Here is a 12,585-nt window from a genome sequence, read left to right as displayed (position 1 = left end):
CATTATTGAACAAAAATAAACAAGAAAGGAGATCGACTAAAGTGCAGACAGAGAAAGAGGAACCACTTTTTGTTGAGGACACTGTCTATCTTTCTTCGAAGACAACGGCAGAAGAGGTCATTAAAGAAATTTCAGACAAGCTACTTTCAGAGGGGCTGGTCAAACCCGCATTTTATGAAAATGTCATCGGGCGTGAAAAAGACTATCCAACTGGAATAGACTTGAGTGTCGTTGATGAAAGTCTTCCAAATATTGCGATCCCGCATACAGAAGGCGAATTTGTTAATGTTCGCCGTGTGATCCCAGTTCATTTGGAACATCCGGTCACATTCAAAAATATGATCGATCCTAGTTCGAGCATGGAAGTTAAATTTTTATTCATGATTTTGAACAATGACCCAGAAGGGCAATCAAATATTTTAGCTCAGATCATGAATTTTTGTACCACAACTTCTCCTAACGACTTAGGAACGTTTTTCAAGAGTACGGATACTTCCGCGATTTATAAATTTTTGAAGAGATCGTTTGAAGAACAAAATATGTAAAACATATATTTAATTATTTTAAGGAGGAACTTATTATGATCAAGATTTTAGCAGCATGTGGAGCAGGAGTTAATTCAAGTCATCAAATCAAAGATGCATTGGAAAGAGAAATGGGAGATCGTGGATACGACGTTAAATGTGACGCTGTCATGGTTAAAGACATTACCGAAGATATGATCAGCAAATATGATATTTTCACCCCAATTGCTAAAACTGACTTAGGATTTACGCCTTCTATCCCTGTAATTGATGCTGGTCCTATTTTGTATCGGATCGCTGCAATGGCAAAACCTGTTTATGACAAGGTAGAAGAAACAATCAAAAAAGAGGGCTTAAAATAAACACTCTTCGTTAAAATTAAGGCATTAAATTTTTAAAAAGCAATAATTTTCTATTATAAAAAGGAGTGAAATTTTTAATGCAAACTATTATTGATATCGCTAATGCGGTATTCAAGCCGATCATCGATCTGGGGGCTGCTCCGATCATGTTGATCGTCTTAACACTATTAGCGCTGTTGTTTGGGGTCAAGTTTTCTCGTGCCTTGGAAGGTGGTATTCGTTTAGCCATCGCCTTGACAGCTATTGGTGACATTATCAACTTATTGACAACTGCATACCAAAAGCCGTTGGTCGATTTTGTTAAATCAACAGGTATTCACTTGTCGATCACTGACGTTGGCTGGGCTCCATTGGGTACTATTACTTGGGGTTCCCCATATACTTTGTTCTTCTTACTTATTATGATCTTGTTAAACGTTGTAATGTTGGTTTTAAACAAGACAAATACGTTGGATGTTGATATTTTTGATATTTGGCATATTTCATTTACGGCTTTGATGGCTATGTACTTCGGTGCTAACCTATTTGTCGCTACGCTTTTGATCTTATACATTGGTGCTTTGAAGATCGTTAACTCTGATCTGATGAAGCCAACCTTCAACGATCTGTTGGATGCACCGGATGAAAACCCGATGACTACAACCCATTTGAACTACATGATGAACCCAATTATCATGGTATTTGATAAGATATTTGATAAACTTTTCCCTTGGTTGGACAAGTATGACTTTGACTCCGCCGAATTGAACAAAAAGATCGGTTTCTGGGGCAGTCACTTTGCCATTGGTGTTTACTTAGGTGTCTTCATCGGCTTGCTTTCAAAACAAGACGTTCAGACAATTTTGACATTAGCCTTCACTGGTGGTACATGTTTGGAACTGTTTAGTTTGATCGGTTCTTGGTTTATCGCCGCTGTTGAACCATTGTCACAAGGTATTTCTGATTTTGCTACTAAGAGATTTAAGGGACGTACATTCAACATTGGTCTTGACTGGCCATTTATCGCTGGCCGTGCCGAAATTTGGGCTGCAGCTAACGTTTTAGCTCCTATCATGTTGGTTGAAGCATTGGTACTTCCTGGTAACCATATCATGCCTTTAGGTTCTATCATTGCTATGGGTGTTACACCTGCTTTGTTAGTTGTTACTCGTGGTAAGATCATTCGTATGATCGTTATCGGTGCTATTGAAATGCCTATCTTCTTGTGGGCTGGTACATTATCTGCTCCATTCATCACAGGTGTTGCTAAACAAGTTGGTGCTTTCCCTGCCGGTGTTGGTTCAGGTACACAGATTGCTGAAGCTACTAAAGAAGGACCTATCGAACAGTTCTTGGCTTACTTAGTTGGTAAGGCTTCTGAAGGACAAATCGAGTTTATTATCTATGCAGCTCTTGCTTTGATCGCATATGGTTTGATCTTCTGGTGGTATGCAAAACAAATGAAGAAACGTAATGCTGAATATGCTGCTGCAAAAGAAAGCAACTAATTCTAAGACGTTAGTATAATAGTCAACTTTACGATGACAAAAATCGAGGTGATAATCATGAAAAAAGCAACCGGTAAATTGTCAAAACGCGCTAATCTTATTTTGTGGGCAGCGATCGTGATCGTTTCAAGTATCATTGCAACAGCATTTCCAAATCCTATGGTACAAACGATCTCAACGATCATTGCACTATACGCATTGTATAAGACAGTTGGTGTTCCTAAGTCATATTACAGACGTATTGAACGTAATAAAAAGGCACATGAGGAATATAAACATGAACAGCAACAAGAAAGTTAATATTATCGGTCAATGCATTTTCCATGATTTGTCACAAAATCAGGTCATGTAAATGACTGCAGAAGGTACTGTGTTAATTCGCAGTACCTTTTTGAGTAAATAAAGAAATATATTGAGCTAAATGTTTATTTTATTAAAAATAAACAAACAAAAATGCACATAAAACGTTGACTATAGTCTGTTTTAGTGCTAATTTATACATGTAAGGAACATTGACAAACAAAAACAACCATAAAAGGGAGCTGCTAGCATGTTAAAAAGAGAACGGCTGATGATGCTGCTTGATATGGTTAACCAAAACGGCATCATGACTGTTAAGGATTTGATCAATGAGCTGGGAGTTTCTGATATGACGATTCGTCGCGACTTGGATGAATTAGCGGACAGCGGCAAGTTGGTTAGAATACATGGCGGTGCCCAGAGTGTTGCTAGCAGTGATGCGACTGAGTTATCTCACATTGAAAAAAAAGAGGTCCATCTTCAGCAAAAAGAACAAATTGCTAAGCGGGCTGCAAAAATGATCAATGCGGGTGACACGGTCTACATTGGCCCTGGCACGACCCAGGAGCTGATAGTTCGTTACGTAGATGATATTGCTGATTTGAGAGTCGTCACTAATAGTTTGCCGGTCTTTGAATCATGGCAAAACAAAAATGTTGATTTGGTTTTAGGCGGTGGTAACTTTCGCGAGCGGTCAGGAGCGTTTATTGGTGGTTTGGCTAGCGACACCTTGGGAGATTTAAAGTTTAGCAAGTCTTTTGTCGGTGTTAATGGTATCCGCAATGAAAGCATGATGACAGCAAATACTGAGGAGGGCAGTGCCCAAACAGTTGCTATCAATAATAGCCTGACAAAGATCGTTTTGGCTGATCGTTTTAAAATAAATCGCGACGATTTTTATCAGTTTTACAATTTGTATGATGTTGATTATTTGATTACTAATGTTGAGTTGAATGACGAAGCAGTTTCACATTATCAGCAGTATACAAAGGTTATTTTAACAAAGGAACAAATAGAGTGAAGTTTAGTGACTCGCTCTGTAAAAACAAAGGGCTGAATCAGTTGATGATGATTTAGCCAAAAACAAAGGAGATTTTATCATGAAAATTGCATTGGCATCTGATAAGGGCGGCTTTGATCTAAAGGAATATATTAAGAGTTATCTGAAGGGTAAAGACTATGATGTGATCGATCTGACTGAAGAACCAGCAGCAGACTTTGTAGATTCTTCTGTGGCAGTTTCTCGTGCTGTACTTGATGGTAAGGCAGACCGTGGGATCATGTTTGATGAATTTGGAGCCGGTTCAGCAATGGCTTCAAATAAGATCCATGGTATGGTTACAGCCAACGTTGCTGAAGAAAACACCTCACATATGACAACACAACATAATGGGGCAAAGGCGATCGCAATTGGTGCAGGTATCGTAGGACCAAAGAAGGCTGAATCATTAGTTGATGAATATTTAGGTGTTAATTATGCTGGCGGTCGTCACCAGATCCGTTTGGACATGTTAGAGAAGTTATCTTAATAAACGGCTGCTAAAAAATTAACAGGCTTGATCAAAAAGAAAATGTCTATCTCAAGGAGGAATTGCAATGATTATCGCATTAGGAAATGATCATATTGTTACAGGTACAAAAATTCAAATTTCAGATTTTATAAAGTCTTTAGGCCATGAAGTGATCGATGTTGGAACTTATGACAATACTAGAACTCACTACCCAATTTATGGTTTAAAAGTTGCTGACTTAGTTCGCGATGGCAAAGCTGATCTTGGTGTTGTTCTTTGTGGGACTGGTGTTGGTATTTCAACAGCTGCTGATAAGAATACAGGAATCAGAGCAGCTTTAGTCAATGATGTGACAACAGCTAAGTATGCTAAAGAAGAATTAAACGCTAATGTTATCGGTTTTGGTGGTGCAGTTGTTGGTGAACACCTTGCTGAAGAGATCGTTAATACCTTCTTAAAAACAGAATATAAAGAGACACCAGAAAACAAGAAGTTGATCGAAAAAATCGATAATCTTGAAAAAGATAACCCAGCTCAACATGATAATCCTCATTTCTATGATGATGAGATGAAGTTATGGAATGAAGGTTACTATCACGACTAATGTGTTAGTCGGCAAAAATACCGAGATACTGAACTTTAAGACTGAATAAAGAGGAGAACAATACAGTATGTCCAATAAAATCGAAGCTTTAAAACGTATGTCCAATAAAGATGGTGTGATAGCTGCTTTAGCGATCGACCAACGCGGTTCTTTGAAAAAAATGTTGGCTGCCGCTGCTAACAAGCCTGCCAATGAAGAAGATATCGTTGAATTTAAGAAGGCTATTTCTTCCGAATTGACTAAATATGCTTCTGCGATCTTGCTTGATCCAGAATATGGTTTGCCAGCTGCTAAAGAACGCGACGCTAACTGCGGCTTGCTGACAGCTTATGAAAAGACAGGTTATGACACAACTGCTCCTGGCCGCATGCCAGACTTGCTGGCTGACTGGTCCGTTAAACGTTTGAAAGAAGCCGGCGCTGACTCGATCAAGTTCATGTTGTACTATGATGTTGATGAAGGTGCTGAGATCAACCGCAAGAAGCAAGCGTTCGTGGAACGGATCGGTGACGAATGTGTGGCTGAAGATATGCCGTTCTTCTTGGAACTGATGTCATATGATGCCAACATCGATGATACCAAGAGTGCTGAATATGCAAAAGTAAAACCACACAAGGTCAACGCAATGGTTGAAGAATTTGCTAAGAGCCGTTACAATGTCGACGTTTTGAAAGTCGAAGTTCCGGTCAACATGGATTATGTTGCAGGTTACAATGGTGATAATGAAATTATCTTCACTAAAGAGCAGGCTTTGGACTTCTTCAAAGAACAAGACCAGGCAACTGCAGGTGTGCCATTTATCTTCTTGAGTGCCGGTGTTTCTGCTGAACTCTTCCAAGAAACTTTGATGTTTGCTCATGAAGCAGGCTCATCTTTCAACGGGGTTCTCTGTGGCCGTGCTACCTGGCGTCATTCGATCGAACCATTTGCTAAAGATGGCGAGGAAGCCGGACGCGAATGGATGCGGACAACTGGCCGGAAGAACATTGAAGATCTAAACAAAGTTCTGGCAGTTACAGCTTCATCTTGGGAAAGTAAAGTTAAATAATTAAAAAGTTAAGGTAACAACAAGCAAGTAACGAGTGATTTATAACTCTGTGATGTTGGAGTTAGATAGACGAAGCTTCTTACTTGTCTTGTCATAGCCTGACCAAAAAGACTGTTACCGTATGGATCATATGTCCGTACGATAGCAGTCTTTTTTTGATAATAATGTTTTTATAAGGTGTAACTCAATTAGATAAATTGTAAAATAGTCATCAAAATAGGTACAACGACTATGAACAATACAGTACTCATAACAACAACATCAGTTGCATATTTAACGTCGCCATGAGCTTCATTTGCTAAGATCGGCAAAACAGCCAACATAGGTGTTGCTGATTGAACGACCAATGTTTGGCTCATCAGACTTGGCATTGAAAAACCGGTCGAAGCACCGATCTTGATCAAAATAATCAAGACAAGCGGTGACAAGATAAAACGTCCGATCAAAGCTAGAACAGAATCACGTTCGAAGTGGAAGTTTTTTAAACTAGCGTTATACAAGACGATCCCGATATAAATTAGGGAAAGTGGAGTAACCAGTGAACCAACATAATTTAGAGTTTGACCCAAAAAGTTTGGAACTGGAATGCTTAACAGCATCCAAACGATGGCCACTATAAAACCGACAAGCGGCATTGGCAAGATTTTTTTCCAGTTGATCTTATTGTGCTTTTTTTGAGCAGATTTATCGACCGTTGGGTCATCATTTTGAATCAAGAATACGCCGAATGCCCAGGTTGAAACTGTATTAACGATATAGTAGATCAAAAAATATGACATCGCCTTATCACCAAAGAGAGTCATATTAAAGGCATTCCGATAAAGATGGTATTGGCGTTAACAAAGGCATTGATGAAGATCCCGCGGCGACCACGTTTGATCTTGAAGACTTTGACCATTATCCAAGCTATAACATAGCCGATCACAACACCCAAAACCGGGAAAACTAATTCCGTTGAGAGACTGATCAGACTTGACCTAGTCAAATTTTTCATAACTACGGTAAAAATTGAAGCCGGTAAAGCGATCTTGGTAATTATTGAAGAGATTTCACTTCCAAATGAATCACCGACCCAATTATATTTTTTTAGTAAATATCCCAAGGCCACGATCAAAACGATCACGACAACGCTGGAAACAGACGTTAGAAATACAGACATTATCTGCTTACCTTCTTTTTTAGATTTTATGATTTTAGTATTTTGGTGTCCACTTGGTAGCACGAACAGCTTTTTTAGCATCAGTGATACCGTCTTTAGCTAATCCTTGGTCAATGGCGCTTTGTGCAACAACCTCTGCAACGGTTGTTGAGAATTCTTCTAATTTAGAAACTGGCGGTAATACGGCAGCTCCTGCTTTAGTTGTATCAACGATACCGCCTAAAGCATGGCTGGCTTTAGCAAGCATTTTTTCATTAATGATCTTAGAACCAACAGCAATGGCGCCAAAGCCGACACCAGGATAAACAAGGGCATTATTAGCTTGGCCGATCTCATAGCTGACTCCATTATATTCTACAAAACCTGCTGGGATCCCTGTAGCAACCAAGGCCTTTCCTTGTGTCCATTCGATCAGATCTTGTACTTTAGCTTCTGCAAGTTTGGTTGGGTTGGACAATGGGAAAATAATTGGACACTCTGTATGTTGTGCCATTTCCTGAACAACTTCTTTAGTAAATGCACCTGGTTGTGTGGAAGTACCGATCATAACTGTCGGATGAATAGCTTTAACAACAGAATAAAGATCTGTTAATTCAGAAGAATTGTCAAATTCAGAACGTGAACGTGTAAACTTCTTTTGCCCATCTGTTAAGTCAGGTGTGTCTTCGAATAATAGACCTTGTTTATCAACGAGATAAAAATGTTTTTTAGCTTCTTCTGAAGACAAACCGGCACGCACTAATTCATCATAAAGCATTGAAGCAATGCCGACACCGGCAGTACCAGCACCAAATGTTAAGAATTTCTGGTCAGTAATTTTTTCACCGGAAATATTTAAAGCACCTAAAACACCAGCTAGGGAGATGATCCCTGTTCCTTGGATATCATCATTAAAAGTCAAGATTTGATCTTGATATTTATCCAAGAGAACAGAAGCATTGGCACGTCCAAAGTCTTCAAAGTGAAGTAAAGCTTCAGGGAATAATGCAGTGGAAGTTGAGACGAACTTATCAACAAAATCTAAATAGTCTTTCCCTTGGACTCGTGAATGCCGATTGCCCAGATATTCAGGATCATCTAGTAATTGTTGATTATCAGTTCCGACATCTAAAACAACTGGCAGTACTTGAGAAGGATCAACACCTGCAGCAGCAGTATAAACCATCAATTTACCAACGGCGATGTCTACACCGTTAACGCCCCAGTCGCCAATGCCAAGAATACCTTGTGAGTCTGTGACAACTATCAAACGAATGTCGCGGTCGCCGGCAGCATTTGCCAGGGCATCTTTCACATGATCAGGATCATCGATCGACAAAAAGGCAGCATATTGCGGATCCACGAATAATTGTCCATATTGTTCGATAGAATCAGCTATTGTTGGGTCGTAAACAACGGGCATAAATTCAGTAATGTGTTTACCCATTAAAGAATAGAAAAGAGTCCGATTAGTATTGAAAATATTCATTAAAAACAGTCGTTGTTCGAGGGCGGAATCCTTGCTCTTAAATTGGTTATAAGCCTGTTTTTCTTGTTCAGCTAAAGTTTGAACACGAGGAGGAAGAGTGCCTATTAAACCATATTTTTCTCTCTCTTCGTTAGTAAATGCGGTGCCCTTGTTTTTGAAGGGATCGTTTAAAATATTTTGTGCATTTTCCATGATAAAACCTCCTATTATAAAACAGAGTGGAGTGAACTGGGAGAAAGTGAGCACTATCATAGTCTAACCTTTAATGCGTCTTTAGCATTGAAGGTTGGAGTGAGATAGGCGGAGCTTTCTGGTTCACGCAGCTCGACTATGAAAACAGAGTGGAGTGAACAGGGAGAAAGTGAGCACTATCATAGTCTAACCTTTAATGCGTTTTTAGCATTGAAGGTTAGAGTGAGATAGGCGGAGCTTTCTGGTTCACGCAACTCGACTATAAAAACAGAGTGGAACAACTTGTTTAGAAGATGAGCATTATCTGACATCAGGCTTATAGCGCGGGTCTCAGCGCTGTGAGCTTGAGGTGTGATAAGCGGAATCTTCTGAGTTGTGCAGCTCAACTATAAAAACAAAGCGAAACACCCAACTTGACTCAGTAACCTAAGTTGACTAAAAATTAGCTCCTATTTGTTAAAACTTAAAAGGTTAATTTGTTGTTCTCAACCTTTTGAACGATTCTTAGTATAGTAGTGTGTTAAAATTATAGTCAAATCTTAAGTTACTTATAAAAAATGTTAATGGGCAGCAGAAAAAAGCTGATATGGAGGGGCTAAAATGAATGTGAAAGATCTAGAATATTTTGTAGCAGTTTTTGATGAAAAAAATTTTTCTAAGGCCGCTATGGAAAAGAACGTTTCACAACCAACCATTACTTTGGCGATCAAACGGTTAGAAAACGAATTTGGTGCTAGGTTATTTATTCGTGATCATTCGCATCAAAGATTGGAACCTACTAGGCAAGGTTCACAATTATTGATCCATGCACAAAATATGTTGACTGAATTAGGAATAGCCAAAAAAGAATTGGCTCAAATGACATCTGGTAAAGTCAGATTGGGTTTACCGCCAATAATTGGTAATTATTATTTTCCTAAGATATCGCCAGATTTATTTCGCAGTAAATTGATCAACAAGATCGAAACTGTCGAAGCTGGATCTGCTGATTTACGCCTGCGTTTAGAAAAAGGAGATTTAGATATAGCCTTACTGAGCTCGCTGTCTCCTGTTATTGATGATGTTTTAAAGGTCGAGCTGTTTGACGAGTCGAAATTTAAGATCATTGTTTCTAAAAACAATCCTTTAGCACAAAAAGATGAAATCAATTTTAGCGAATTGAAAAATGAGAATTTTATAGTTTTGGACAAAGGCTTTGTGCATGGTAAGGCATTAAAGCAGGTCAGTCACCATGCGCATTATCGACCGCACATTGTTTATCCGACGACTGATATTCATATTTTGAAGTCATTAGTGGCCGAAAACGTCGGCATTGGTTTTTTGACAGAATCAGCTATTTCCAAAACGGATCAAGTACATTCATTGACCCTATTAGATGATGATCAGCCTACTTTTTATATGTCAACTGCATATCGTAAAAATAAGATATTGTCAGATGATGAACAGAGTATTGTAGATTTGTTGCAGAAGGAGTTATCACGCTCGTCATAGAATTTTTGTTTTATATTGTTTAAAGTTGTTAATAAATAAACGCTTATTTAGAAAAAACGTTTACAAACTGTTTGGTTTAGTTTATACTAAGACGTGGATATTAAATGGATTGTTACTATTAAATTAGGCATGACCATAGGAGATGGGGGTCAGTTCATATAGAACTGTCAACTGCTCTTGTGGCCTTTTTTTGTCCAAATGTATGAAAGGGGGTATTTTCTTGCTAGGAATCGTCCAAGTTTTAAATAATAATTGTGCAATCGTAGATTTAGGAAAAGGTCGCCAAGCGCTGGTCAAAGGTCGAGGGGTCGCTTATCAAAAAAGAAAGGGTGACCAACTTGATAATGAGCGGATCGAAAAAGTAATGCATTTGGCAACTAAGGAATCTCAGCAAAACTTGGCATTCTTGTTGAAGGATATTCCGATCAATATTGTAACAACAACATACGAAATAGTTGATAATGCTAAAAGCAAATATCATTATAATTTAGCTGATTTTGTGTATGTTACTTTAGCTGATCATATTAATGGAATGTATAAGCATTTGCAAAATAATACCTATCAACGTACTCCGGTTCCTGATATGCAAGAACAATACCCCACTGAATACCATATTGCTGCTGATGGTTTAAAAATCATTAACGCGAATTTAAAAGTCTACTTTCCTAAAGATGAGATCAAGAGTATCGCGCTGCACTTTATCAACGGCCGTAGTGAGGGCGAAGATGTTTCGGCAGGAAATGAGACGTCGCAGATCACTTCAGATCTGAATGATCTGGTACAAAGTATCTTGCAGAAAAATATGGTACTTAGAAATGGCTCTAATCAGAATTTTTATGACAGATTGATGATTCATCTCGGTTATTTGGCAGAACGATTATCACAACATCAGCCAAGCAATGAGCGTGCGATAGTGAAGATAGAAGAAGAGATGAAAACCTCATATCCACATTCCTATAAAATAGCTCACGAGATCTATGAAGCGATTTGCAGTGAATTAGATGCTGATTTAGGTATAAATGAAGAGTTGTATTTATTGATTCACATTCAAAGGATCATTAATGAGAAAGACAATGAAAGCGGTTTGAAGTCTAGTGAAACTAATTACTGACGACGAACTATTTAATGAGAAGGTTAATGGGAGGAATTACTAATGGCTACAAAAAATGATATTTCAATGGTAGGCTTTGCAATTGTTGCTTACGCTGGTGATGCAAAATCAGACTTGATCGAAGCTTTAAATCAGGCACGTAATGGAAACTTTGCTAAAGCACGCGAACTAGTCGAGTCTGCAAACAAAAACATCGTTGAAGCACATAATGAACAAACTGGTTTACTGACAAAAGAGGCCGGCGGTGCTGATATGGACGTTACATTTATCATGGTTCATGGTCAGGATACTTTAATGACAACAATGATGTTGAAAGATCAAGTTGAATACTTTATCAACGAATACGAAAGGATCGCTAAGATCGAAGAACGCTTAGATAAGGCAGGTCTTTAATTTATGAGCTTATTAAATAGAGTAAAAAGTTTACCAAATGGCTTTGTTTGGGGTGGCGCAACTGCCGCTTATCAGGTAGAGAGCAGTACTAAAGTTGCAGGTAAAGGTAAAACGATGTGGGATGATTACTTGAAGGCTCAAGGTCGTTTTTCGCCTGATCCAGCCAGTGATTTTTATAATCGTTATCCAGAAGATATTGCTCTTTCCAAGAAATATGGTTTGAATTCTATTCGTGTTTCGATTGCTTGGACGCGAATCTTTCCTAAGGGGTATGGTGAACCGAACCAAGAAGGTGTTGCTTATTATCATCGTTTGTTTAAGGAATGCTTAGATCGAGGATTAGAGCCGTACGTCAGTTTACACCATTTTGACAGTCCGCAAACATTATTTGAAGATGGTGACTGGTTAAATCGTAAAAATATTGATTACTTTGTGGACTATGCTGAATTTTGTTTTAAAGAATTCACAGAAGTGAAGAAATGGTTTACGATCAACGAATTGATTTCTTTGGCATATTCACAATACATTCAAGGAAACTTCCCACCTAATCATCATTTTGATGTAACAAGCGGTATCCAAGCACAACACAATGAGCTAGTTGCCCATGCTCGTGTTGTCAATTTGTACAAGAAGTTAGGCTTGCCTGGCCGGATCGGTTTGATTCATGTGATCCAACCAATTTATCCGATCGATAATGCACCAGAAAATGTGCATGCTGCTAAATTACAGGATGCGTTCATGAATAAGTTCTTACTTGATGGGACATTCTTAGGCTATTATTCAGATGACACGATGGAGTCGATCAACGAGATCTTACGTTTAAATGACGCTCATTTAGAGATCGAAGATGGCGATTTGGATATTTTAGCAGAAGCTGCACCGCAAAATGATTTCTTTGGAATGAATTACTAAAGGTTGAAAGTTAATTTTTAGTG

At 38.6% G+C, this 12,585-nt stretch carries 12 protein-coding genes and 2 pseudogenes; 12 read left to right on the top strand and 2 right to left on the bottom strand.

All coding sequences use genetic code 11. The features are described from left to right. Positions 1-41: 41 nt before the first annotated feature. From FC65_RS00830 to lacD, 8 genes are all read left to right on the top strand, one after another. Complete coding sequence (locus FC65_RS00830; protein WP_056971193.1) at positions 42-545, top strand: PTS sugar transporter subunit IIA; 504 nt, start codon at positions 42-44, stop codon at positions 543-545. 35 nt (positions 546-580) lie between these two features. Next, positions 581-886, top strand: a complete 306-nt coding sequence (locus tag FC65_RS00825) for a PTS sugar transporter subunit IIB (protein WP_010495573.1) — start codon at positions 581-583, stop codon at positions 884-886. A 77-nt stretch (positions 887-963) separates the two neighbouring features. Then, the gene (locus FC65_RS00820) at positions 964-2,373 is read left to right on the top strand and encodes a PTS transporter subunit IIC (protein WP_056971192.1); all 1,410 of its coding nucleotides are present in this window, start codon (positions 964-966) and stop codon (positions 2,371-2,373) included. 57 nt (positions 2,374-2,430) lie between these two features. Then, positions 2,431-2,673, top strand: coding sequence for a hypothetical protein (locus tag FC65_RS00815; protein WP_010495571.1), 243 nt, complete (start codon positions 2,431-2,433; stop codon positions 2,671-2,673). Between the two features lie 250 nt (positions 2,674-2,923). After that, complete coding sequence (locus FC65_RS00810; RefSeq protein WP_010495570.1) at positions 2,924-3,694, top strand: DeoR/GlpR family DNA-binding transcription regulator; 771 nt, start codon at positions 2,924-2,926, stop codon at positions 3,692-3,694. 79 nt (positions 3,695-3,773) lie between these two features. Then, positions 3,774-4,202, top strand: coding sequence for a galactose-6-phosphate isomerase subunit LacA (gene lacA / locus FC65_RS00805; RefSeq protein ID WP_010495568.1), 429 nt, complete (start codon positions 3,774-3,776; stop codon positions 4,200-4,202). Positions 4,203-4,269: 67 nt separating this feature from the next. Further along, positions 4,270-4,788, top strand: coding sequence for a galactose-6-phosphate isomerase subunit LacB (gene lacB, locus FC65_RS00800; RefSeq protein ID WP_010495566.1), 519 nt, complete (start codon positions 4,270-4,272; stop codon positions 4,786-4,788). Between the two features lie 67 nt (positions 4,789-4,855). Then, positions 4,856-5,836 (top strand): tagatose-bisphosphate aldolase, encoded by a 981-nt coding sequence (lacD, locus tag FC65_RS00795; protein WP_056971191.1) that lies wholly within the window; start codon positions 4,856-4,858, stop codon positions 5,834-5,836. Positions 5,837-6,024: 188 nt separating this feature from the next. On the opposite strand, the pseudogene FC65_RS00790 reads toward lacD, so the two are convergent. Next, positions 6,025-6,995, bottom strand: a pseudogene (locus FC65_RS00790) (AEC family transporter). Between the two features lie 34 nt (positions 6,996-7,029). Continuing rightward, positions 7,030-8,655, bottom strand: a complete 1,626-nt coding sequence (locus tag FC65_RS00785; protein ID WP_056971190.1) for a malolactic enzyme — start codon at positions 8,653-8,655, stop codon at positions 7,030-7,032. Positions 8,656-9,255: 600 nt separating this feature from the next. Between FC65_RS00785 and FC65_RS00780 the strand changes: the two genes are divergently transcribed. The 4 genes and pseudogenes from FC65_RS00780 to FC65_RS00765 form a co-directional block, all read left to right on the top strand. Continuing rightward, positions 9,256-10,146: a LysR family transcriptional regulator gene (locus tag FC65_RS00780; RefSeq protein WP_056971189.1), complete on the top strand. Its 891-nt coding sequence runs from the start codon at positions 9,256-9,258 to the stop codon at positions 10,144-10,146. 220 nt (positions 10,147-10,366) lie between these two features. Then, on the top strand, positions 10,367-11,257 hold the full coding sequence (locus tag FC65_RS00775; RefSeq protein WP_056971188.1) for a PRD domain-containing protein: 891 nt from the start codon (positions 10,367-10,369) through the stop codon (positions 11,255-11,257). 42 nt (positions 11,258-11,299) lie between these two features. Beyond that, positions 11,300-11,650, top strand: a complete 351-nt coding sequence (locus FC65_RS00770; RefSeq protein ID WP_056971187.1) for a PTS lactose/cellobiose transporter subunit IIA — start codon at positions 11,300-11,302, stop codon at positions 11,648-11,650. A 3-nt stretch (positions 11,651-11,653) separates the two neighbouring features. After that, positions 11,654-12,559, top strand: a pseudogene (locus tag FC65_RS00765) (family 1 glycosylhydrolase); the annotation flags it as partial. Positions 12,560-12,585 lie beyond the last annotated feature (26 nt).

Source organism: Ligilactobacillus acidipiscis DSM 15836 (assembly GCF_001435755.1).
Classification (GTDB): domain Bacteria; phylum Bacillota; class Bacilli; order Lactobacillales; family Lactobacillaceae; genus Ligilactobacillus; species Ligilactobacillus acidipiscis.
The sequence above is the reverse complement of the archived record's forward strand: the minus strand, read 5'-3'. Positions and strand labels throughout refer to the sequence as shown.